18 protein-coding genes are annotated in these 23529 nt (G+C 50.4%); 15 read left to right on the top strand and 3 right to left on the bottom strand.

All coding sequences use genetic code 11. The features are described from left to right. Nucleotides 1–104: 104 nt before the first annotated feature. Nucleotides 105–737: a glutathione S-transferase family protein gene (locus tag ACOOFE_RS25255; RefSeq protein WP_420412580.1), complete on the top strand. Its 633-nt coding sequence runs from the start codon at nt 105–107 to the stop codon at nt 735–737. Nucleotides 738–909: 172 nt separating this feature from the next. Further along, nucleotides 910–1752: a fumarylacetoacetate hydrolase family protein gene (locus ACOOFE_RS25250; protein WP_420412579.1), complete on the top strand. Its 843-nt coding sequence runs from the start codon at nt 910–912 to the stop codon at nt 1750–1752. Between the two features lie 145 nt (nt 1753–1897). Here the strand turns inward: ACOOFE_RS25250 and ACOOFE_RS25245 are convergent, their stop codons facing one another. From ACOOFE_RS25245 to ACOOFE_RS25235, 3 genes are all read right to left on the bottom strand, one after another. Then, entirely contained in the window at nt 1898–2914 is a 1017-nt protein-coding gene (locus ACOOFE_RS25245; protein ID WP_420412578.1) for a hypothetical protein, read from the bottom strand. A gap of 508 nt (nt 2915–3422) precedes the next feature. Continuing rightward, the gene (locus tag ACOOFE_RS25240) at nt 3423–4538 is read right to left on the bottom strand and encodes a hypothetical protein (RefSeq protein WP_420412577.1); all 1116 of its coding nucleotides are present in this window, start codon (nt 4536–4538) and stop codon (nt 3423–3425) included. Further along, a complete protein-coding gene (locus ACOOFE_RS25235; RefSeq protein ID WP_420412576.1) occupies nt 4535–5209 on the bottom strand; it encodes a N5-glutamine methyltransferase family protein in 675 nt (224 codons plus the stop codon). The genes ACOOFE_RS25240 and ACOOFE_RS25235 overlap by 4 nt, the downstream gene beginning before the upstream one ends. A 256-nt stretch (nt 5210–5465) precedes the next feature. On the opposite strand from ACOOFE_RS25235, the gene ACOOFE_RS25230 reads away from it, so the two are divergent. From ACOOFE_RS25230 to nadE, 13 genes are all read left to right on the top strand, one after another. Next, nucleotides 5466–6761, top strand: a complete 1296-nt coding sequence (locus tag ACOOFE_RS25230) for a lipopolysaccharide biosynthesis protein (protein WP_420412575.1) — start codon at nt 5466–5468, stop codon at nt 6759–6761. Next, nucleotides 6758–7984 (top strand): hypothetical protein, encoded by a 1227-nt coding sequence (locus ACOOFE_RS25225; protein ID WP_420412574.1) that lies wholly within the window; start codon nt 6758–6760, stop codon nt 7982–7984. Before ACOOFE_RS25230 ends, ACOOFE_RS25225 begins: the two co-directional genes overlap by 4 nt. A gap of 465 nt (nt 7985–8449) precedes the next feature. Beyond that, nucleotides 8450–10312: a GumC family protein gene (locus ACOOFE_RS25220; protein WP_420412573.1), complete on the top strand. Its 1863-nt coding sequence runs from the start codon at nt 8450–8452 to the stop codon at nt 10310–10312. Nucleotides 10313–10364: 52 nt separating this feature from the next. Continuing rightward, the gene (locus tag ACOOFE_RS25215; protein ID WP_420412572.1) at nt 10365–11675 is read left to right on the top strand and encodes an O-antigen ligase family protein; all 1311 of its coding nucleotides are present in this window, start codon (nt 10365–10367) and stop codon (nt 11673–11675) included. Nucleotides 11676–11711: 36 nt separating this feature from the next. Beyond that, a complete protein-coding gene (locus ACOOFE_RS25210) occupies nt 11712–12500 on the top strand; it encodes a polysaccharide deacetylase family protein (protein ID WP_420412571.1) in 789 nt (262 codons plus the stop codon). A gap of 14 nt (nt 12501–12514) precedes the next feature. Beyond that, nucleotides 12515–13750 (top strand): glycosyltransferase family 4 protein, encoded by a 1236-nt coding sequence (locus ACOOFE_RS25205; RefSeq protein WP_420412570.1) that lies wholly within the window; start codon nt 12515–12517, stop codon nt 13748–13750. Next, nucleotides 13740–14897, top strand: a complete 1158-nt coding sequence (locus ACOOFE_RS25200) for a glycosyltransferase family 4 protein (RefSeq protein WP_420412569.1) — start codon at nt 13740–13742, stop codon at nt 14895–14897. Before ACOOFE_RS25205 ends, ACOOFE_RS25200 begins: the two co-directional genes overlap by 11 nt. Before the next feature lie 3 nt (nt 14898–14900). After that, nucleotides 14901–15929 carry a glycosyltransferase gene (locus ACOOFE_RS25195; protein ID WP_420412568.1) on the top strand — a complete coding sequence of 343 codons (1029 nt, stop codon included), beginning with the start codon at nt 14901–14903 and terminating at the stop codon, nt 15927–15929. Further along, nucleotides 15922–18135 (top strand): glycoside hydrolase, encoded by a 2214-nt coding sequence (locus ACOOFE_RS25190; RefSeq protein ID WP_420412567.1) that lies wholly within the window; start codon nt 15922–15924, stop codon nt 18133–18135. Before ACOOFE_RS25195 ends, ACOOFE_RS25190 begins: the two co-directional genes overlap by 8 nt. A 136-nt stretch (nt 18136–18271) precedes the next feature. After that, on the top strand, nt 18272–20251 hold the full coding sequence (gene asnB / locus ACOOFE_RS25185) for an asparagine synthase (glutamine-hydrolyzing) (protein WP_420412566.1): 1980 nt from the start codon (nt 18272–18274) through the stop codon (nt 20249–20251). Then, nucleotides 20242–20511, top strand: coding sequence for an acyl carrier protein (locus ACOOFE_RS25180; protein WP_420412565.1), 270 nt, complete (start codon nt 20242–20244; stop codon nt 20509–20511). Before asnB ends, ACOOFE_RS25180 begins: the two co-directional genes overlap by 10 nt. A 41-nt stretch (nt 20512–20552) precedes the next feature. Next, nucleotides 20553–22112: a class I adenylate-forming enzyme family protein gene (locus tag ACOOFE_RS25175; protein WP_420412564.1), complete on the top strand. Its 1560-nt coding sequence runs from the start codon at nt 20553–20555 to the stop codon at nt 22110–22112. Beyond that, nucleotides 22109–23113: an NAD(+) synthase gene (gene nadE / locus ACOOFE_RS25170; protein WP_420412563.1), complete on the top strand. Its 1005-nt coding sequence runs from the start codon at nt 22109–22111 to the stop codon at nt 23111–23113. The genes ACOOFE_RS25175 and nadE overlap by 4 nt, the downstream gene beginning before the upstream one ends. The last annotated feature ends 416 nt before the right edge of the window (nt 23114–23529 follow it).

The raw sequence follows: 23529 nt of genomic DNA, 5'->3' as shown, positions 1-23529 counted from the left end.
GAATTGTGCAGCAATCCGAATTCTGGGATATTGGCGGATCGGACTTGAAACGCCATTATCCCGGCGACTGATTTTTCCTTGCCAGAATTCGGGAGCCTTTCTCAATGATCAAAATTCATGGACGCATCACCTCCGCCAATGTGCAGCCAGTCATCTGGTGTCTGGAAGAACTGGGTGTTGACTATGAGCGCCTGGATGTTGGCGGGCCTTTTGGCGGGACCGATACACCGGAGTTCCGCGCGATGAACCCGCTGGGACTGGTTCCCGTTCTTGAAGAGGATGGCCAGTCGATTGCGGAAGCTGCCACGATTCTTCGTTATTTGATGCGTAAGTTCGGCAATCATCCTGCCGATCCGATGGCAGCGGCCCAAATCGAGCGATGGGCGGACATGTCCCGCCAGCACATATATGTTCCCTTGATCCCGACAATTTTCCTGCAGAAAATCCGGGTGACGGTCGAAGACCGCAACAATGCTGCCGTTGCCCAGGCGGAAGCCGCCTTGAAGCAGGCTATGGCGATCTTTGAAGCGAATGTCAAAGGCCCATATTTTGGTGGTGAGGAGTTGAATCTGGTCGATTTCCAAATCGGTGGCCTGCTCTACCGCTATTTTGAACTCGATTTCGACCGGGCGGATCTGCCTGGACTGAAGGCCTATTACGACAATCTGTGCCTGCGCCCGGCCTATCGTGAAAACATCATGATTGATTTCTCAGCGATGAAAGTCCCGGGCGCATAACAGATCCTGAAACTATCGGCTGGAGGCTCCGGGATTTACCGGAGCCTTTTTTATTCTGAGTAGTCTTGGCGATTTCTCCGTAATTTTTTCAATAACTGTGGTTTCCGTTCGGCTTCGAACATGCGATCACATTGCCAGTGCAAGTGATGCTGGCCGACTGGGGGACCAAGACATGAAACTGCTGCGGCATGGAGCGCCAGGCGCTGAAAAACCAGGTCTTCTGGACGGTGATGGCAAGATCCGGGATCTGACTGGCATCGTGCCGGATATCAGCGGCGCGGTTCTGTCGGATGTTGGCCTGTCCGCATTGCGCGGCATCGACACGCAAAACCTGCCGGAGGTCACTCCAGGCACCCGCCTTGGACCGGCTGTTGCCGGGACTGGCAAGTTCATTTGCATTGGCCTCAACTATGCGGATCACGCAGAAGAAGCGGGCATGGATGTGCCACGGGAGCCGATCATCTTCATGAAGGCCACCAGCGCCATCTGCGGCCCCAACGATCCGACCTTGCTGCCGCGTGGCAGCGAGAAAACCGATTGGGAAGTTGAGCTGGCAGTAGTCATCGGTAAAACGGCTAAATACGTCACTGAAGACGACGCGTTGGCTCACATTGCTGGGTATGCTGTCGCCAATGATGTGTCCGAGCGCGCCTATCAAGCCGAGCGTGCCGGTCAATGGACCAAGGGGAAATCCTGTGACAGTTTTGGCCCGCTCGGCCCATGGCTGGTCACACGCGATGAAGTTGCCGATCCTCAGGATTTGAAACTCTGGCTGTCGGTGAACGGCGAAATGGTTCAGGACGGCTCAACGCGGACCATGGTCTATTCCGTCAAGCACCTCATCTCCTATCTGAGCCAGTTTATGACGCTCCATCCCGGAGATGTTATCTCCACCGGGACGCCTCCGGGTGTCGGCATGGGCATGAAACCGCCCCGTTATCTGAAAGCCGGAGATGTCGTTGAACTCGGCATCGATGGCCTTGGATCCCAACGCCAGGAAGTGATCGCGGATTAACGGGATTGAGCCGCAGATTCTGGACTATTCTATTCGGGCGCCTCTCGGACAGCGGAGCCTGCTTTTGCCGATATGGTCTTGCTCTTGAGAGAACCGGAATAGCGTCGGGGGAGCCAGTCAGTGCTCTCAAGATGCGTCATAGCGCTCATTCCTGCCAGTCTGTCGCCATCCCGGACATGATTTGACCATTTGGTCCCGTGTTGACACGAGTTGTTCCATCGGCAGTCCAATGCGTGTCCGGCGAGCCGTTCCGTGAGCGGTACAAGCTTGGCGAAATTGTTACGGTCCCATTTGTGGTTATATCACTGTCGATGTCGCCGGACATCACTAGTCCCCGCCATTGCCGACGCACAGGCACAAGGTTTCTTAACGGAATACCGTCCTGTCCATCCGGCCCGGCGCCCGGCTCATAGAGCTGACCGTTGTAAACCCGGCCCTCAATGCCGCACCGGCGAGTCAAGGAACCGTTTACGTTTTGGAATACCCAATTAGCCCAATCTGTCCAGCCTTCTTCTCGAATAAAGGCGAAAATCACTGAGCCGTCATCTTCTGGAATCCCCCGGAACCGCAGCACGGCGCCGCGGGTGTCGCTGTCGATAAACCATTCTGGCTGGCAGTACTGCCAAGCAAGATTAGTCCCGACGCTGTACATTGTCTGGGTGTCATAGCCGCCCCAGATGCCGAGACCAGTCGCAAGCGGCGTTGGCAACAAGTAGAACGCTCGCAGGCCGGCGTCCAACTCCAGATCGTTCATGATGTACTGGGATGCGCGTTTTGAAGTCTCGCTCTTGGCCCAGCGGGCCATACTTCGCGCGCCGACAGATGTTGCCGAACGGGCGCAGCGCAAAAGAACGTTGCCGGTTGTCGATATCGTATCTACTTTGCCGACCGGCAGGCTGACGCCCCAATCGACGCCGGACGATGTCAGGGTTTGAAAATCATCCCGGCTTCGTACACCGGTGAGCAGGCAAACAACGTGACCGTAATCGATATTTGCGCCAAGGCCCCATCTAGAACTGATGATCAAAGCGCGGATCGGTACATCACCGTGAGACTGGTTCCAAAGATTGATTTGATAGCAGCCCCTGCCATGGATTCCGGCAAACAGGCTTCCGCCACCGCCAAGAAGCCCAAGCCATTTATCCGACCAGTCAATAGGCATAACAACATCTCCTATAGCAAAAAGCCGAGTGATTAAACTCGTCGATCAATATTTGTTTGAAGAGAAGATGTTCGAATATTTAATTGGAAAATGTATTTTACATCACATTCATCTTTCGGGATGATGAATAGAATTTCACGACTGTGTTACTTGGAGTAATAGCCTTTGTTAATTCTGGGAAAATTTCAAGTGATGTGAATCATGTAAGGTATATTAAGGCTTCAGGATTTTGTTACCGCAAGTTTGTTCATTTGATCAGAAAGCTGTGAGGGCCGTCAAAATAAAAGCTAGTGTCACGCAGGTTTCGATTCGGCCAGGGGCAGGTGGCTTTCGCTACACAAATGCCCACCTCAGTCCGCAACGCGTCTCACTGCAAACAGAGCCCATAATAAACGAGGACAATCAGGGAAGCAGGGTACCGTCCATTCTTAAAATTCGGAGAAGAAGGCATCTGTTAGTCTATTCAAGATAATGTATGTAGCAGCTAGCTTAACTAGACCATTACTCTTTAGATATCTCCATTGAGCCTATTCCAGTACTCGCCAACCAGTCCATTTGCAAAGCCGTTGCCCTGTTTGAAAGCATTAACAATATCAGAATTGCGTGAGTGAACGACTGTTGCGTTGTGGTTAGAAAGGAAAATCCGGCGGCCCAACATCTCCGGTAGGAAGTTTGGTTGAACCCTGCCAGAAACAGAAACTGCGCCAAGCTCATTGGCGTAGGTTAAAACCGCATCTAGAACCTGTGCTTCCGCCTTTGGAATGGCAAGCATTTGCAGAATTCTCAATATGCCATCCTGGCCGCTGTGGCAGACGATTGCGCCTAATGACCGATCTCCTTTGCCACAAACTTTGCCAAGGGTCATTGGGCCAAGTTCGGCCTTTTGGCCAGCGTCTTCCAAAATATCCAACAGCTGAGATTTTTCGAATGCGGGCCGCGGCGAGAAAACGTGAGTACATTTTTCGAAGAGTTCAACGAACTCTTCCTGGCTGATCGACTCAACACTTGTGAAAGACCGGTTTTCGCCTTTCCCGAAAGCCAGCCAGCTTTTCCCGTCGTCTTTCTTGCGTTTTAAGACGGACCGGTCAACTAGTCTGGTGATTGGCTTGAAGATCGATTGAGCGTGCCTGAGCATTGGAGATCTCGCGGCCAATGTCGTTAGCAAAAAATCTGCAGGACGTAATGAGCGGTGCCAGGTCCAGCTATAATCTGGAAGGGTAATTCCGCCCAGTTTGGTCCACATTGTATGCGACACTTCGCTCGCTGTTTCACTCAGCGAAAGGTCTTGTGGCCCGTTTAGAAAGGCCTTCATCAACCGGGGCGCGGTCAACGGTTCGGCCTTTGGATCTTTAACCATGAAGGATCCGCAGATAGCCGCAAGTAAAGGGTTGTTTTCGTATATCATCGGCGCGGCATATCCGCCTAAAAAACCCGAAATGTCGCCCGAAGTTGTTTCATGCACGAGAGACCCAACACCGCCATTGTTTTCCGGATGAAGATATAACCTTTCCAGATAGGCACGCAGTTGATCCCCATCGGCTGAGGAACCGTTTCGAAAGACATCACAAAACAGCCGGGTAACAGCATCCGCGTCACTTGTGACTGCGGTTCTGATGTTACTCATTGACCGTGCCCTTTGCGGGCAATAGCAACTCTTGGAACACCATCATTGTTGTCAATGAGCTGAATATCGGCATAGCATTTGGCTCTTTTGAGAAGATGCAGTGCTTGCTTGTGCTGACCTTCTCCAAATTCAAAGGCGAGCCATCCTCCTTCTTTGAGATGGGCCGCGGCGTCGCGAACTAGGCGCTGGAGTATGGATATGCCGTATGGCCCACCGTCAAATGCTGCCCGCGGTTCGTTTTCCAGAAGATGAGCGCTCTCATTTTCCAGACGACCCGAAGAGATATATGGCGGATTGCAAACAATCAAATCCGCCTCTTCGCCGGAACCAGCGTGAGGCAAAGCAGAAAACAGATCACCCCTGAGCGTTGAGACGCGATCATGTAGCCCAAGCAGACGTGCGTTTTCCTCAGTGGTTGCGATACAGTCTTCGGTCAAATCACAGGCCTGCACCTTTGCATTTGGCAGATGGTGCGCAATGGCAAGTGCCAGATTGCCGGAACCGCAGCACATGTCGATGACCTCTAAGGGGCCATCCAATTCTTTAACAAGGCGGATAGCGGTTTCGCCAAGCAATTCAGTTTCTGCGCGCGGGACCAGTACGCTACCTGCAAGCTGAATTTCGATCCCCAGAAACGGTTGTGTGATGGGTGAAGCGTCAGATCCTGACATGTGAGAAGTCGCCTTAGGAATGAAATTGGAGCGGCTATTGCCGCAGTGATGGTTTTATTTCGGCCGCTTTAGATGTCCAGCTATCGATGTTCTAAACCACGCACCTTTACAGAGTAAACGCTCCGTTGGTTTGTGTTCGTTATGTGGTCAGGCCCCTAGGCAGTTTTCTGTAAATTGATCGTCAACGCTATTGGGATATTCATCAGCCAATACCGGTTGATCAATCATTGAATATCACCTTAGTGAATCTTTTTTGATGAGTATTGCACCTATGAAAATGCGCTTTCAGCAACTGGCGTCCTTCAAGATGGCGAGAACCTATGTCGCCTCCGGTGGAAGCCTCGTGTTGAGCGCTGGCGCACAGCTACTCACGTTCGCAATCCTGGCCAGGTGGTTTGGCGTTGACCAGTTTAGTCTCTTCGTCACCTTGATGGCGGTTGCCAACATCGCGGTACACCTCTGTGGTCTGGGGGCTATGGAAAGTCTTTTGCGGCGAACCGCCCAAGATCCATCGATGTACCCAAAGCTGTTGGGTCACAACATTCTGCTAACCCTTCCAAGTGCCTTCGCGATTATCGTCATTGGAAGTCTGGTTTTGCCGCATTACTTCAAGGTGTCCGATGACCCAATCGCAAATTTCTTTCTCATCACCTTGATGATGACAACAAACATTTTTTTGGTTCGTGTCATTGTACTCGTTGAGCAAATATTCATTGCACATGAGAAATTCGCAGGAGCGAATGCAACCGTTCTGTCGTTTGCCATCGCTCGTACAATCGCTGCAGTGATGGCTTGTATCGTTTTTGGTGTTACGACCGTTGCCAGTTTCATCTTCTGGCAGTTTGCCGCGCATGTCTTTGTTGCCCTCGGCGCAATATATGCCATTAGGCCCTATGGCCGGCCGGAGTTCAGCATCGTGCCTGAGGAAGTCAGACAAGGTCTTTACTTCAGCATTCCTTTCATCTTACGGGCTACGCGTCAAAACGTTGATGTTATGGTGCTTAACATTGTTTCTACAGCTGAAATTGTCGCCAGCTACAGTGTTGCGCGCCGGATTGTCGAAAGCAGCTATCTGTCAATCGATGCATTAAACCGGCTTGTCTATCCGGGTACTGCCAAGGTCGCGGTTAATGGCCTTCACTACGCTTGGGGAAGAGTGCAGAAAGTTTTCTGGATAACGATAGCAATCGCTTTTTCCGCCGCTCTAGTGGTGTTTCTGCTTGCGCCGCTTCTCCCAGTCATTTTCGGAAAAGGGTATACTTCTCTCGTCGATTTCACGCGAGTTTTGTGTTGGGTAATCATCCCAATGGCTGTTTGGGTTGTTGCAATTGAAGCATTAGGGGCTTCTGGTAATCAGAAGTACCGAGCCTGGATCTTGGGCGGCGGAAGTATTTTTGGTGCTATATTCATTGCCTTGGGGACTTGGTTTTACCCCCCAACAGGAACCATTGTTGCCTACTATAATGTTGAAATCCTGACGGCGCTGGTTGCGTGGGGGCTCTATTTTTATGTGATGAAGTTGTCGCGTGCGAGGAGCCCTGAGGTAACATGAAAGCCAAACAGAACCTTGAGGGTGCCAGATCTGCTGCCTATGGAAAGCAATCGGTCGAAGCGTTGCAAATGACTACCAACGAACTCGCTGAAGGAGGCCTCAAGCAAGGTGTAAACAAGAGCATTGGAACGCGCCAACTTGTCATCGAAGACATCCCGCAAGTCGCGGAGCTGTTCGTAAAGGTTTTCGGCGCCCCAGGGCAGAAAGTTGACCAGGACTTGATCGAATATTTTAAAGACCTTTCATTTGGCAATCCGATTTCATCAACGTCTCAAGGCGGGGTTGTGTTCTCTGATGAAAGTGGAAACATTACCAGCGCGGTTCTGGGAATTCCGGTCGGCTATCTGATCGATGGCGAGCAAATTAGAGGGCGGATGCTCTGTGCCTTTATGGCGTCCGGCAAGGGCAGTATTCGCGCTGCAGCCAGCGTTTCGACATCCGCTCGTCCTCAAGATCCCGCAGAATTCTGTTTTTCTGACAATGCGTCGCCTCGTAGCGCTGGTCACGGGCGAGCGGGCGGTGCAAAAGTCTTGCCACAGCAGAGCCTTGTCTGGGAGCGGCCATATCGACCAATATCAGCATTTATTCTGCGCTGGCAGAAGCGGCTTCCGGCTTCACTTGTTTCAACGCTCTGCTTCTTATCCCGCCCATTGGATGTTCTGATTCGCCGTTGGTTCCCAAGCTTCAGTGTCGCAGAGTCTTTCAGGCCGAAGTCGACAACGAAAATAGAGATTTGCTCGAGCGATCAATTTAGAGCAACTGCATTGGCACTGATAAAAAGTGTTCGATTGCGGCCTGAATGGTCGAAACAGGAATTTGAATGGCTCTATTTGATGGCCAGCCGGAACCACACTCTCGGGAAATTGAAAACGTATTTGGTGTCGTCTGAAAACGGGACGACTATCGGAGCTTTCATGGTCTATGAGAAAGCTCAGAGGACCGTTCGGCTCATGCATCTTTTCGCGCCTGATGCGGAACTGCAAAGGGTATATCGTGCGTTTTTCGACTTATACGATCAGAAAGGCTTTTGCACAGCAATTGGTGTTATGGAGCAGCGCGCATTTATGGCTCTAACCGAGCAGACACGTTTGTTTTTCAAGGCCAACAGCTATTTTTGTGTTTCAACTCAAAATGAGGCTGTTTTAGACGCTATTCAAAAAGGTGACGTGGTTTTTGGTGGTTTAGCATCTGAGACCTGGAGTCAGCTCACCACCGACTATTGAAGCGGTATCCATAGGTGTTGTATTTGAGTCTCCCTTTTGAAATAAGATCGAAATGTCGAGAAAAACGCAAGAAAACTATAGAATAAACACCAAATTGCGGGCCCTTTAGCACTAGAGTTGCCAGTGTATCCGGGGGCAAATCCGCAATATCTCGGACTTTAAAAGGCGCCGAGACACAGCCAGACCAATTCGTGCAATGATTTGATTGCGGCTAAACTGTTGACCCTCCAACCCTGTTGATCTGCTTCTGCTTCATGAATTGATTACTATATATGAATCAAACGAGCGGAAGCGCCAAAAATCTTAGTATTGCTGGAAGCTTTTCAGGGCTCAGCGCATCGCTTGAGGTAAGGTGACTTTGGCTTATAGAGATCGGTCTTTGCCTGCAATTAACCTTATTATGAAAAAGTCTGAGCCAAGCGCCGTCATTAGCTCTCGGGACAGTGGTTGAGGTAAAAATCATAAATGTATAGGCCGAAAGATGACAGGCGTTCGTCAACCGCCGGGAAAAAGGCCAAGACCGAGTCCGCCAATAAGCGTCGCTGGTTCTCAAGCCGAAAACACGAATTCCATGACGAAGTAGAGGACGATTTCGCAGCCGATGTTGAGTACGAGTCTTTCGATGACCCGTGGATGATCAACCGGCAGGAACGGACCTCTGTCAAAAGAAAATACACACGGGCAAGCACGCACTCGGAAGGTTCATTCCGGGAGAACGAAAACGTAAGCGGCGTTGAGCGGCTGTATTCGCTGGCTGATAAGGTCGCGGATGAGAAAGCTGATAGAGGCTCTAGTCGGCACTCAAGAGGAAATCAGTCAAAACGGTCTTACATTGTAGGCAGGTATAGAGAAGACCGCAGCGGTTCGCGCAGCAATAAGTCTGCCAACGGATTGCGTGATCGGAGTCAGCAGCAACCCGGCGCCACTGCTGTTCGCACTCAAAGCATAAGCTCTGATTTTTTTTCCCGCAGTATTCAACGTATGGGAGAAATTCGAGCCAGCGATGTTTTTTGGTGGGTATGGTCCGGCAAATGGATCGTTATCCTATTCGCCGTTCTTGGAATTCTTGCGGCTCTCACATTCGCATTGGCTACCCCGCCGCGATATACCGTCTATACGGATATTTTGATCGCTCCGATAAATTTGCAGGTCATTCGGGATGATCTTATACCCGCGAATCCGATAGGGGATGCACAGCTTCTTGAAGTTGAAAGCAAAATGCGGGTCCTTGTCTCGCGGAATGTATTACTTGCGGTCATTCGCAAACTTAATCTGACGAGTGACGTCGAGTTTGTTGGGAAACCCTCTTGGCTTTCCTTTTTGTCGAGTTCAGGTCGGGGAGAAGGTGATAAGGAACTGGTTGCGCTGAGAGCGCTGAGCGAGCGCGTTGAAGTGGATCGCGCTGCGCGTTCCTTTGTCGTTACCCTTGCTGTTTGGAGCGAAGATCCAAACAAAGCGGTCGAGATTGCCAACGCAACAGTGGAGATGTTTCAAGTCGAGCAATTCAACACAGCGTCCGCTAGCGCAGGGAAAGTTGCTACAGCGATTGCAGATCGGCTTGATGAACTTCGCAAAAACGTTTCGGATGCAGAGGAGCGCGTATCTTCCTATCTACGTCAAAATGGCTTGGCTTCGAGCCGAGAAGAAGGTGTCGAAGCGCAGCGAGTTGCAGAACTGAACAATCAACTTGTTGAAGCTCAAGCCGTGTTCCTTAGGGCGAAGTCTTTATATGAAGCAATGGTTGCGGCACAAAACAACGGATCCGTAATCCAGTCCTCCGTTTTCCAGTCTGAGGAACTGATAAATCTCAGGGCGGAAGCCAACACGATCGACCTGGAGCTCAGCTCGAGTTCCCAAGAACTTGGTCCTAAGCATCCACAGTTGACTATTTTGAACGCTCAACGACGGACAATTCAACGGGCGATCGATAGCGAAGCCAGGCGCCTTGTCGACGCTGCACGTTCTGAGATGAGCCAATCTCAGGCCACAGTAGAAGAATTACGCAAGGAGTTGTCCTCAGAGCGGACACGTGTCTATTCCCAGAAAGACGCCAGTGTTGGTTTGCGTGAATTGGAGCGAGATGCCGAGGCTAAAGCCAGTGTCTACGAAGCTTATTTGGCACGTGTTCAGCAAATCACTGAACAGCAGCAGGTTGACACTACAAACATTCGAGTGATCTCGTCTGCGTATCCTCCAAAGTCTAGGAGTTGGCCGCCAAGGACCGTACTGCTATTGATTTTCGGAGCTATGGTCGGAACCGCTGTGGGTGTGACTGTCGCAGCCATGTATGGAGGGTGGCGGTTTTTACGCCAGAGACCGTCAATTTGACTGTGGTGCCCTAATTAGGAACCCTTAATCCATGGTTTCCGGGAATGCAGACGTGAACTCCGCAAATCCTGTGTTTTTGGAAAACACGGTGTTCAGAACGCTTTTGTTCTGGGCCCTATTTTTGTTCATGTGGATTTCGATAAACCCATTCGTCGATCTGACGGGTGACCTTCCGACGGAGATTGCAGAGAATAATTCAAATAAGCTCAATCAATTAATAGCGCTTACTCTGTCGGGATTAATGATCCTGTTTGGCGTGACACATCCGCTTCGTAGTTTGTTGGTTCAGCCTCGAGTGTTGATCACAATTTTTACGGGATGGTTTTTCTTTACATCATTAATATCAGAGTACCCTATAGATGGGATAAAAGGAGTTATTCTATCGACGCTAATGATGATGAATGCAGCAGTTTTTTTGTTACTTCCTCAGTCGGAGTTACAATTTGCGAAATGGTTAGGCGTTGGAATTTTTATTGTATTATTCGTGTCGTATTTTGGGATCATTTTCATCCCGACACTTTCAATTCATCAGGCTTCTGAACTTCTCGAACCCATGAACGCAGGGTTTTGGCGGGGACATTTCCCTCATAAAAACACTGCCGCGACAGCTATGACATTTGCATGCTTTTTTGCGTTGTTTGTATCAAGAGTGTGGTCGAAAACTTTTGGACTATTACTATTTCTGATGTCAGCAGTATTTCTTTTTAATACTGGAGGGAAAACAGCAAGCATGTTGCTGCCATTTTCTCTGCTTATTGCTTGTATTTTTGAAAAAATCCGCTTCAGCCGAACGCCAATTATTTTGTTCGGTGTAGCAGCATTTAACTTTTTAGTTATCGGGGCAGCGGTCATTAGGCCCGTTAGAGAATTAGTTGTGAGCATGGGGATCGATGCGACTTTTACCAATCGGGCAGACATTTGGCGTTTTGCTATCGATAAGATTGTTGAGAGCCCAATCACTGGGCAAGGACTGCGCGCTTTTTGGCAAAAAGACGACTTAGTTTTTGGTGGCGGGGACCTGGAGACATGGGCAGTCGCAGCCGCAAATGGACACAACTCCTTCATTGACATTACATTGGCTACTGGCCTGGTCGGATTGGTTTTTGCTGTATTATGGATCTTAATCTGGCCGCTTCACAGTTACTCCAAAATACCAGATAGCCAAAAAAGTACACCGCTAACCCGCCTATATTTGCGGATTTGGCTATTTACTATGTTTACAGCGGGCCTCGAAACATTTTTCTTTGAAGGTGGAAACCCATCATGGTTCATGTGTATGGTCGCCATGTTCGGCCTGTATTTCCAAGCCAACGCCCATATGGTGAGTAGTTCAGAAAGCGTAAATTCAACAAGCGAATGCTGACTGACGGTTGCGCGTGTTTTAGTAGAGATTTCATTCATGCAACAAAGCACTGCAATACCAATACATTCTAAATACCGCGACTGGCTTTCAGCCAAAACAGATGCGATCGGCAATCGATTAATCTGGAAGTTTGCCAAACCCAATCTCCGCATGCGACTTCCGTTCCCTGTCGTGAGTTTTACTTTCGACGATTTTCCCGAAACCGCCGCCACAAATGGTGCAGGTGTTCTAGAGGAGGCCGGTGTACGCGGAACCTTTTATGTATCTGGAAGCAAAGCGGGTGGAATGCACGACGGTCTAAAGATGGCCTCCGCAGAAAACTGCAAAGAACTGGTCAAACGGGGGCATGAACTTGGCTGTCATACCTTTTCTCATCAAAAACTCAGGCGGCTCGGTAAACGTGAGCTTGAAGGTGAGTTGAACGCAAATCGGAAATTTTTAAAGGACGTTGGAGTAACCTCAAAGGAGGTGAATTTCGCTTATCCCTACAATGCTGCATGGCCCGGCTCCCGGTCTCTTCTTCGCCGACACTTTGCGACATGCAGGGCGGCGGGTGAAAATGTGAATACAGATTTGATCGATCCGATGATGCTGAAGGCCGTCGAAATCCATGCGAATCGCGATATCAAAATCCATCTGAATCCCTGGATAGATCGTGTTGTCAGCTCAAAAGGGTGGCTGATTTTCTTTTCTCACGACGTCCAGGATAATCCGTCACCATATGGGTGTAGTACAGCAGTTCTTCGTGAATTGGTTTCTAGCGCAATTGGTAAGGGGTGCCACATTCTCCCGGTGCGTGATGCGCTCAAGCTGATTTCCGAATAAGGCGATTTCCGAGAATGGTTTCAAAAAACCTTTTGTCGATTAACAACTATTTTTATCGGCGCGGGGGCGCCGAAGTTGTGTTTTTCGATCACAATACCCTCATGCAGGAAGAGGGTTGGGGCGTTGTGCCTTTTTCTATGCAGCATCCGGAAAATCTTCCGTCTGACTGGTCAGAATACTTCGTTGATGAAATCGAATATGGACGGAACTTGAGCCCGTTGGAAAAGGTTCAGCAGGCTGGAAAAATCATCTATTCCTTTGAAGCGCGGCAAAAACTGTCTTCTTTGCTCGATGCCGTGAAGCCGCAAATCGCGCATGCGCATAATGTTTATCATCACATTTCACCTGCGATTTTCCCGATTTTGAAGAAGCGGGGCATTCCGGTTGTTATGACCGTTCATGACCTTAAACTCGCCTGTCCGTCTTACAAAATGTTGCGCGGCGGCAAAGTGTGCGAAGAGTGCAGGGGTGGAGCAATACACAATGTTGTTCGGCACTCTTGTATTAAGGATTCAAAGCTTCTGAGTTCACTAGTTTATGCCGAAACCCTCATTCACCGCACTCTTGGCCTATATAGCCAACACGTCGACCGATTTATTGTCCCAAGCAAGTTCTATCTGGAAAAGCTTGTTGAATGGGGATGGCCTCGGCAAAAGCTTGTCCACATTCCCAATTTCGTGGAATTGGAAGGCGGTACACGTGAATGTTCCAAACAGGATTATGTCCTGTTTGCCGGTCGTCTGGCGCCTGAAAAAGGACTTGATACGCTGATCCGGGCTTCGGCGGCGTCGGGTGTAAAAACACTCATTGCTGGTTCAGGGCCGGAAGAGGCGGAATTGAAAAGTCTCGCGGTCAAACTGTCGGCACCGGTGGAATTTTTAGGTTTTATAGGAGGCGCAGCCTTATTCGACCTTATTGGATCGGCGCGAGCGTTGGTGTTGCCATCAGTTTGGTACGAGAATGCACCAATTTCCGTGCTTGAAGCTTATCAGTGTGGAACCCCGGTTATTGGGGCAGATATCGGCGGCATTCCTGAGATGATATTGGACGGTAGCTCCGGAACGGTTGTTCCTGCTGGTGATGTCAGCGCGTGGAGCGAAGCTCTGTCCCGCGTGAAGTTGGCTCCGGACAATGATCTGAAAGAAATGGGAAAGGCTGGGCTTGCGCTCGCTAAATCACAGTTTTCGCGCCAAGAGTACCGTCGGAAGGTATTGGATCTCTACGGGGAGCTAATGAACAATGCCGGCTGACAAATCAAAGTCAAAAGTTAATATTATGTTTCTGGGATTGCGCGGGATTCCGAAGGTGCAGGGAGGTATCGAAAAACACGTTGAGCACTTGGCGCCACTGATCGTGGACCGCGGCCTTTCCGTTGAGGTTGTCGGGCGCAGCGCATATCTGCCTGAGCAGGTTGGCAAGAAATGGCAGGGCGTTGCCTTGACTTGGTTGCCGTGTCCGAAAAACAAGTTTTTCGAAACAATTTTTCATACGTTCTTTGGGGTATGTCGAGCGGCATGGACACGTCCAGATGTATTGCATTTACATGCGGTCGGACCTGCACTGATGACTCCGGTCGCACGCCTTGCCGGGCTCAAGGTGGCTGTTACGCATCACGGCTACGACTACAATCGGGACAAATGGGGACCGGTCGCAAAAGCCATCCTCAAGGCCGGTGAGTATCTTGGGATGAAGTTCGCCAACCTGCGCATTGCGATTTCCAAGGACATCTCCACCACAATGAAAACGCGATATGGTGTTGACGTTCATTTTGTGCCCAATGGCATGCCAGGTTCAGGTGCATCAAAGGGCGCTGAACGAATTGAGGCTTTCGGCCTCAAGCCAGCAAACTACATAATGGTCGCAGCACGCCTCGTTCCTGAGAAACGCCAACTCGATCTCATTAAGGCGTATGCCCGCATGTCAAATCCAGGCGGTATTCAGCTTGCGGTCGTTGGTGGATCAGATCATCCGGATGAATATGAAAAGAAGGTCAGGATCGAAGCGGACAAGACTCCGGGCGTGGTCATGACCGGATTTCAGTCCGGCGAAGCGCTGTCAGAACTGTTTGCGAATGCTCGGCTGTTTGTCTTGCCATCAAGCCACGAGGGCATGCCGATCGCATTGCTGGAGGCCTTGGGGTACGGCTTACCGGTACTCGCGAGCGACATTGTACCGAACAAAGAAATTGGGCTTTGTCAGCGGGACTATTTTCCGGTCGGCGACATCAACGAATTGACCAAGGCTCTGGAACGGAAGTTGGCAGATCCAATGAACGCCGAAACCAAACGGGAACAAATCGAGCGGTTCCATCAAATGTACGGATGGGACACAGTAGCTGAAGAAACCTTCCGGCTATACCGGGGTATCTTGCATGAAAAGTGTCTTGGATCGGAGTAGTTTTTGAGCGTTTCGATCATCATCAAAACCCTGAACGAACAAGCTCGTATTGGTCAGACGTTAGTGACCGCTGTTCAAGGGCTGGCCCGGCTGAAGGATAAGTCCCAAGAAAACCCTCTTGGCGAAATCATCGTTGCTGATAGTGGATCGACCGACCGAACCTTAGAGATTGCAGCCGAACATGGAGCACGTATCGCACAGGTCAAACCGCCAGCCACTGGGAGCTGCGGCGTTGGTCCTCAATTGGGATTTCAGTATTCAAAGTATGAATTTTTGTGCCTCATGGATGGCGACATGGAACTTGACCCGGAGTTTCTTGTCGCGGCTGTCGCTTATTTGAACGATCACCCGGCCTGTGCAGGGGTGACCGGGCATGTAGTTGAATGCAATCTGGAAAATCTCGAATTTCAACGCCGCGTTCAAAGAAGTTCTCCGGAAAACCGGATCGGTGACATCGATCGGATGAATGGCGGGGGACTCTATCGCCGGCAAGCAGTAGAAGAGTTGGGTTACCTGTCCGATAGAAATCTAAATGGCTATGAAGAATTCGATTTGGGTGTGCGTCTCAGAAAAAGGGGATGGAAATTAAATCGCCTCGATCGACCTTTTGTTCAACATTATGGTCATACTGAAAACGCATATAAGTTGCTGATCCGGCGTTGGAGAAGCCGGTATCTCTTTGGGATCGGCCAGGCTCTGCGCGCCTCTCTCGCTGAAGGTCATTTTTCTATCTTTCTTCAAGAATTGCCGGAACTGCGCCTTTGGTTCGTAGTTTACGCCTGGTGGTTTACCGCAGCCATGTTGTTCTTCATCCTTCCAGGTCTGATTTACCCGTTGTTGGTCAACCTGTTGACCATTGCTCTTTTGATTTCCGTGATGAGTTTGCGAAAATCCAGTCTGCGAATGGGAGTCTACACCGTTGTCGCTTGGCTGTTTAATGCCGCCGGGCTGGCCGCGGGGTTTGCCAAACCGCGTCTCGACCCAAAGAGTTGGATCGAGAGCAAGAAATGGGAGCCGGGGGAATATGGGTAAACTCTTGCGCTGGGGCCAACAGGTCCTTGCCAGTGCTACTTTTGGGTTGTTGATCGCTTCACCGGTGTATGCAGAACAAGCGGTCTGGCTGCCGGTTCTGGAAGCCGACATGATCGTCCCTTCTGGAAGCCCACTCGACTTCTCAGCACTCCTGCCCAACACACCGATCAACGAGGCGGATCGGCTCGTCATTTCTCCGGGAGGTAAAATCGCGCCGGCGAATAGGGGCACTTCTGCAGACGGATCTTTCCAGGGCGAGAGATTGTTTTGCGCATCGCTTGCCTGGAGTCCGGCATCTGGCGGCTTTCCCGATCACAAAACGGCAGATGTCTACGCACGCCAACTGGCGATGCACGGCTATAACGCAGCGCGGCTTCACTTTGTTGACGCCAGCCTCATGATTGGGCGGCAGCGCGATTTCGATTTTGATCCTGCTGTGATGGATCGGATCCAATATCTCCTAGCGGCCTTGAAGAAGGAAGGCATTTATTGGGTCATCGATGGAATGACTTCATGGCGCGGCGCATATGGAGGATATGATGATCGCTGGGATCCAAATGGAAACCTTAAGCTGAGCCTATACTTCGACACCGAAGCCCTAAGCCATTGGAAGAGATTGATCCGCGAAGTTCTTGCGCGCGAAAACCCCTACACCGGCTTGAAGCCAGTCGATGATCCAGCGCTGGCTCTGGTTGTTTTAAACAATGAAAACGGTATCGAATTCGAAAGTGTTGTCCAAGAGCGTTTTTTGGGTGGGCATTACGACAAAGTGCTGCAAGAGCCATTCAACCAGTGGCTCGAAGAACGTTATGGACAGGACTATCATTTACAAAATGCGTGGGGAGGACTCGGTCTTTTTGAAAGCTTGAGCGCCAACACCATCTCTTTGCCACGCGATCGATATGCTGATTCCAAGAAGATGCGTGATTTTCAGGCGTTCTTGATCGATGCGGAACGTAAATCCTATTTGCAAATGTCCGGTTATCTCCGGTCTTTGGGATATGATGGGCTTATAAGCACCTATAACAATTGGCCCACAATCCAAACGGCGCAATCGCGTGTCAATTTGGATGTTGTTACCATGAACACCTATCATGACTGGGTGAGTGGTTATCATCCCGGTTCGAACCTGAAACAAACCAGTTCCATTGAAGATTTAGCAACTTACTACAGGATGATGGCGTCAAGCCGTTTTTTAGACAAACCATTTTTGGCGACAGAATGGGATCACCTGTTCTGGAACCGGTACCGATACGAAGCCGGATTGGTTATGGGGTCTTATGCCTCCCTGCAGGACTGGAGTGGAATATGCAGGCACGGCCACGGCCCGATTGTGCTTCGGTATGGCGAGGATGTTCCTCACAAAAGGGCGATGCTGCCCTATGCCATAGCGCTCGATCCGATTGCCAGAGCTGGCGAGAAACTGGCCGCCCTTTTATTTAGAAGACGAGACGTATCGCCTTCAGATTTTTCTGTTGCGCTCAGAATTGAAGGTGAAGACGACCTCACCGAAGACATGCAGGCGCATGTGCCGGAGTTTTTGACCCTGGTTTCACTGTTTTCACAATTCGGCTTGACGGAGAAACCGGAAACCTCGCGAGCAGATGTTGTCATGGGCCCACTCCGGGATCTCTCAAATGCGGGTCAATTCTGGCGAGATGTTAAAGCTTCCGGTGTCATGCCGGTTGGCAATCTGACGAACCCGGACAAAGGTATATTTCAAAGCAGCACCGGCCAGATTGTGCTTAATCATAGGCAGGGGACTTTTGTTGTCGATACCGACCGTACAGATGCTGTCGCATTCTCTGCGTTGCCGGGAAGCCTGTCTGCCGGTGATCTCACAGTCAGTGCGGCTACAACTGGTGCCCTGGTTTCCATTTCTGCAATCGATGACGCAGAGACGGTCGAAGAAAGTGAGCGCTTGCTGATGATATTTGCGACCGACGCGCACAACACGAACATGCGATTTCGCGACAGGGATCAAAAAATCATCGAGGATTTCGGAACGCTTCCCGTCCAGATCAAGGAGGGTGAAATCCAATTTTCGCTCAAGGGCAACATGAAGAGCTGGCGGATTTCACCAGTCTATTTGAATGGAGAGGTCGGAGAAGAAGTCTTGGCCGGTGCTGGAGAACTCAGCATCAGACTGCGAAACCATCATCTTGCGCGTCCGACAACCTATTTCCTGATCGAGCGCGAATTGTGAAGGTGCGTAGTGGCCAACGTCTTGATTGGATGAATGAATATCTAAGTTAATAATTTGTCATTATTTTCAAAAGCTTGATCTGATAAATAACAAGCAATTAGAGCAATCTTAATGCAACCTGTGTAAGCGACACCTTATGTGTGGAATTGTTGGATATTTTTGTGGCGGCAGACACGTTTCCGACCCAGCTGTCTTGATGGGGGAAATGACGAACGCGCTGCACCATAGAGGGCCTGACGGTTCTGACATCAAGGTATTCGAGAGTTGCGGTCTGGGACATACGCGATTGTCGATTGTTGGTCTGGAAGACGGACAACAACCCATGGAAGACGCCGGCGGGCGTTTTGTCATCACGTTCAATGGTGAGATATTCAATTACGTTGAGCTTCGGGAGTTTCTGCGCGGAAAAGGCGTCCGTTTTCGAACCGGCAGCGACACCGAAGTCCTTCTGGAGCTGTTTGCCTATGAGGGGGAGGCGGCACTTGACCGATTGAACGGAGACTTTGCTTTTGCAATCTGGGACAAGCGTGATCGCTGTCTGACATTGGCCCGGGACAGAGCAGGTGTCCGGCCGTTGTTTTACATGTGGCGGGATGAAGTTTTCTACTTTGCTTCGGAAATCAAAGCGCTGCTGAAAATTCCGGGCATCGAGGTCAGGATCGATCCTATTGCACTGGACCAGATTTTCACGCTTTGGAGTCCGATAGCGCCCCGAACCCCCTTTGTCGGTATTCAGGAACTGGAACCGGCTCGGGTCATGACCGTTTCCGGCTCAGGTGCTGAGACCCGCGCATACTGGACGCTCGATTTTCCGGACGCAGGGGAAGAGAGCCAGGACAACCCGCAGACCGTGACAGAGGAGCTGGAAGAGCTTTTCACTGACGCAACCCGGTTGCGGATGAGAGCCGATGTCCCTGTTGGGTCTTACCTTTCAGGCGGACTGGATTCTTCGATGGTTGCGGCTTCGGCAGTCACCATGTCCGGCGAAGGGCTTGAAACCTATTCAGTGACTTTTGAAAGCGCAGAACATGATGAAAGTGCGTTTCAAAAAATCATGGCCCGAGATTTGGGGACACGCCATCACACAGTGAATTGTGATCAGGACGAGATTGCCAGCGTGTTTCAAGACGTCATCCGCGCAACGGAACGCCCGATCCTCCGCACAGCACCTGCACCATTGTTCCGCCTCTCAAAACTTGTCCGCGAGAATGGAATGAAGGTAGTGCTAACTGGTGAAGGAGCCGATGAGGTCTTTGCCGGCTATGACATATTCAAGGAAGCACGCGTACGCCGGTTTTGCGCACGGCAACCGAACTCAAAGATCCGCCCGCACCTGTTCCGGAAACTTTATCCCTACCTGACGAACCTGTCCCGCCAGACACCTGAATATATGGCGGCGTATTTCGGTGTAAATCCCGAGACCCTTGCTGATCCGCTCTATTCTCACCACCCAAGGTTCAAAAGCACTTCAGCCACCAAGTTGTTTTATTCCAGCGATCTGAAATCCGAAGTCCGTGACTACGACGCGCTTGAGGAACTTCGCGACAAGTTACCTGAGCGCTTTCATCGCTGGCACCCTCTCAATCAGGCACAATATCTAGAAACCAGTTTTCTGCTTCCAGGATACATCCTGTCGAGCCAGGGAGACAGAATGGCGATGGCCAATTCGGTAGAAGGACGATTTCCGTTTTTGGATCATCGGCTGATCGATTTTGCTGCGAAATTGCATCCGGAACTGAAACTCAAAAGCCTGACGGAAAAGAACATCTTGCGGGAAGTGGCACGCGGCAAAGTGCCGGATACCATTCTTGATCGGCCGAAACAGCCTTACCGCGCTCCTGAAAGTCAATCTTTCGCCGGCAAACACCGCCCTGAATATGTTGACCGGTTGATGAGTGACACTGCCCTTGAACAATCCAACCTTTTCAACCCGAAATCTGTTTCGAAGCTTGTCCGGAAGTGTATGGACGGCACTGCGCACGGGTTTCGTGACAATGCGGCCTTCGTTGGTGTGCTTTCTACGCAAATCTGGATCGATGAATTCACGCGGTTAGCTGCGACCTCAACGCCCGACCGCCCATATCAAGCGTCAAAAGGAACTGAAGTATGTCTGTAGATATCCGTAAGCGGATTTTCGATTTTATCGTCGAAAATTTTCTCTTCGGGGACACTGAACACGATCTGACACCAGAATCGTCGTTGATCGAAAATGACGTCATTGATTCAACTGGTGTGCTGGAGCTGGTGGCATTCATCGAAGAGGATTTCGAGATCAGTGTCGATGATAGCGACATTGTTCCGGACAATCTGGATTCCGTTGCTGCGATCGAAGCATTCATCAAACGCAAACAGGTGGACGCGCAATCTGCGGCATGAGTTGGCGCAATGCCAATCAAATAAATTATGCTGAGGGCCCAATGCGGGTAGAGAACTTCCTGAGGGAAAGCACGAACCGTTTCGCTGACAAAGAAGCCATTGTCACGACCGGACGGCGGTTGACCTATGCTGAGCTAGATGACCTCTCGGACCGATTGGCTTTGGCTTTTATTGCCAAAGGTGTGGCAAGAAACGACCGTGTTTTTGTCTTTATGGACAATTGCTGGGAAGCAGCTGTCAGTTTGTTTGCTATTTGGAAGGCCGGTGCCACAGCGAGCCTGCTTAATCCATCGGTCAAAGCTGACAAACTCGCATATATGTTTGAGGACTGCGAAACACGCTGTGTTATTTGCCAACCGAAACAGGCCAAGGTTGTGGCCAGGGCCAGGGAAAACTTCCAAAGTCCCTTGCTGGTGGTGTCTACGGAAGATGCGAAGGGTGAGCGTCCGGAAGAGACCGAGAGTTTTTCGGCCTGTCTGGATCACCCGATATCGGCTCCTCCAGCAGCGCAAGGCGGCATCAGCACCGACCTGGCGCTATTGATATACACTTCTGGAACGACGGGGCGCCCCAAGGGGGTCATGATGACCCACCAGAATGTTGAGGCGGCAGCCAGATCGATCAGCACTTATCTAGAAAAAACATCGGAAGACATAATCCTCAACGCGTTGCCAATGGCTTTTGACTACGGGCTCTATCAACTGATTATGTCAGTTTTGGTCGGATCTACGCTGGTGCTAGAAAAGTCCTTTGCGTTTCCCCAGGCCATTTTGAACAGGATCGTGGAAGAGCGCGTGACCGGCTTTCCGATTGTGCCAACAGTTGCTGCCATGCTGCTGCAGATGAAATCCATAAAACCTGGCGATTATCCGAGCCTACGCTACATATCCAGCACAGCGGCCGCGTTGCCGGCCAGTCATATCAAGGATTTGCGTCAGCTATTTCCCGGAACAACCGTCTATTCCATGTACGGTTTGACCGAATGTAAGCGATGCACTTATTTGCCACCTGACCAGCTCGACTCACGGGCAGATTCAGTCGGCGTAGCTATCCCCAATACCGAAGCATTTGTTTTAGATGATGAAGGGCAAGATTGCGCTCCCGGCGAAGTTGGTGAGCTGGTCATTCGCGGCCCCCACGTCATGCAAGGCTATTGGAAAAAGCCTAAAGAGACGGACCAAATGCTCAAGACGGGTCGCAACCCTTGGGAAAAGTGGCTCTATACTGGAGATCTATTTCGTAAAGACGCGGACGGGTATCTTTATTTCGTCGGCCGGAAAGATGACATCATCAAAACCCGCGGTGAAAAGGTTGCGCCCAAAGAAATTGAAGAAGTCCTTCATGCGCATCCGGATATTGCGGAAGCTCTTATTGTGGGTGTCCCGGATGACATTCTCGGTCAAGCACTTCACGCCTTTGTGGTGCTGAGGCAGAGCGGCCTTGAAGGCCTCAATACCAAGCAGATCGCCAAATATTGCCGGGACCGACTGGAAGATTTCATGGTTCCTCAGAAGATTGAAATCAGGACAGATCTTCCGAAGACAGACAACGGAAAGCTTAGTCGGCGCCTGATTTCACAAAGCATGGACGCGGCCTCATGACAAACACAAATCCTGTTGACACAATTGATCCTTCCATCACCGGTCTGCAGTTAGATCCGGCAGCGGAAACAGAAAAAATTGTCGCTGCGATCCGCAAGCAATTGCGTGTCGACCTGAAGAAACGCGGGCTGGTTCTCGGTCTCTCTGGGGGCGTGGATTCAAGTGTATGCGCAGCATTGGCGGTAAGGGCTGTCGGTGCGAAAAATGTTCATGCCCTCTTCATGCCGGAAGCGGATTCCGATCCGGAAAGTTTGTCTCTGGGAGACTTGGTCGCCAAGACGTTTGGGATCAACTCGGAAATTGAAGACATAAGCAGCACGCTAAGAGCGATGAAGTGCTATGAGCGGCGGGATGTCTGCATCCAGAACCTCGTGCCCGAATATGGTACGGATTGGAAATCCAAAATCGTGATTTCGAACTCGGTGGAAGGCAAAGGCTACAACATATTCTACCTTGTGGTCGAGGATCCGGATGGCAATCAGAAACGGCTCCGCATGCCGACGGACGTTTATCTGGGAATTGTCGCGGCGACAAACATGAAACAGCGCACACGCAAGCAGCTTGAGTATTACCACGCTGACCGTCTGAATTTCGCTGTGTTGGGGACGCCAAACCGGCTGGAGTACGATCAGGGATTTTTCGTAAAAAACGGCGATGGTGCGGCTGATATCAAACCAATTGCGCATCTTTATAAGACGCAAGTTTACCAGCTGGCCCGCTATCTCGGTGTGCCGGAAGAGATCTGCTCTCGTCCTCCGACAACCGACACTTTCTCCCTGCAACAAAGTCAGGAAGAGTTCTATTTCTCCCTTCCCTATAGAGAGATGGATATCTGCCTATTTGGACTGAACAACGGCGTTCCGTCCGACCAAGTTGCCGAAGAGGCCGGATTGACGGCGGAGCAGGTGGAAAATGCCTGGGCTGGGATTCAATCTAAAAGAAAGGGTACAGCGTATCTGCACAAAGAGCCGTGTCTCGTAACCCGAGTATCGGAAGTGTAGGTATTCTGTCTTTGCATTTGATCGACTTGGATCAATGCGCATAGAGTTCTCATAATTTTATAGAAATCTGCATCACCAAAGTGGCCCAATACGCTTTGAATATGGACCCCGGACGGTGCTCTACGGCCTATTGGCCGCTTTTGAAACAAAGACATTAAGTATACAATAACGAAGCCGCTAGGTCGTTTAGATAGCGCCAAAACCGAAAAAAACCGTAAGTCATTCTGAGATTCAGTACGATTTCAAGCGGTCCGGTGCAAGTGTTGCGCATAGGCAAACAGATAAGGTGACCGGCCAAGCTATCGAATGAAGTGTGATTATTGAAATACTCGCAATATTAGCTTCATTTTCTTGCGATAGTTCTGAGAGGCTATTTGCAAGAAATTGAAGGAAAACAAAATTGTATAATAGCGTTG

The organism is Roseibium sp. (assembly GCF_965216085.1).
Classification (GTDB): Bacteria; Pseudomonadota; Alphaproteobacteria; order Rhizobiales; family Stappiaceae; genus Roseibium.
The sequence above is the reverse complement of the archived record's forward strand: the minus strand, read 5'-3'. Positions and strand labels throughout refer to the sequence as shown.

Coding starts and splice junctions, on each gene's coding strand:
- ACOOFE_RS25255 (WP_420412580.1), top strand. CDS start 105: ATGATCAAAATTCATGGACGCATCACCTCCGCCAATGTGCAGCCAGTC.
- ACOOFE_RS25250 (WP_420412579.1), top strand. CDS start 910: ATGAAACTGCTGCGGCATGGAGCGCCAGGCGCTGAAAAACCAGGTCTT.
- ACOOFE_RS25245 (WP_420412578.1), bottom strand. CDS start 2,914: ATGCCTATTGACTGGTCGGATAAATGGCTTGGGCTTCTTGGCGGTGGC.
- ACOOFE_RS25240 (WP_420412577.1), bottom strand. CDS start 4,538: ATGAGTAACATCAGAACCGCAGTCACAAGTGACGCGGATGCTGTTACC.
- ACOOFE_RS25235 (WP_420412576.1), bottom strand. CDS start 5,209: ATGTCAGGATCTGACGCTTCACCCATCACACAACCGTTTCTGGGGATC.
- ACOOFE_RS25230 (WP_420412575.1), top strand. CDS start 5,466: ATGAGTATTGCACCTATGAAAATGCGCTTTCAGCAACTGGCGTCCTTC.
- ACOOFE_RS25225 (WP_420412574.1), top strand. CDS start 6,758: ATGAAAGCCAAACAGAACCTTGAGGGTGCCAGATCTGCTGCCTATGGA.
- ACOOFE_RS25220 (WP_420412573.1), top strand. CDS start 8,450: ATGTATAGGCCGAAAGATGACAGGCGTTCGTCAACCGCCGGGAAAAAG.
- ACOOFE_RS25210 (WP_420412571.1), top strand. CDS start 11,712: ATGCAACAAAGCACTGCAATACCAATACATTCTAAATACCGCGACTGG.
- ACOOFE_RS25205 (WP_420412570.1), top strand. CDS start 12,515: ATGGTTTCAAAAAACCTTTTGTCGATTAACAACTATTTTTATCGGCGC.
- ACOOFE_RS25200 (WP_420412569.1), top strand. CDS start 13,740: ATGCCGGCTGACAAATCAAAGTCAAAAGTTAATATTATGTTTCTGGGA.
- ACOOFE_RS25190 (WP_420412567.1), top strand. CDS start 15,922: ATGGGTAAACTCTTGCGCTGGGGCCAACAGGTCCTTGCCAGTGCTACT.
- asnB (WP_420412566.1), top strand. CDS start 18,272: ATGTGTGGAATTGTTGGATATTTTTGTGGCGGCAGACACGTTTCCGAC.
- ACOOFE_RS25180 (WP_420412565.1), top strand. CDS start 20,242: ATGTCTGTAGATATCCGTAAGCGGATTTTCGATTTTATCGTCGAAAAT.
- ACOOFE_RS25175 (WP_420412564.1), top strand. CDS start 20,553: ATGCGGGTAGAGAACTTCCTGAGGGAAAGCACGAACCGTTTCGCTGAC.
- nadE (WP_420412563.1), top strand. CDS start 22,109: ATGACAAACACAAATCCTGTTGACACAATTGATCCTTCCATCACCGGT.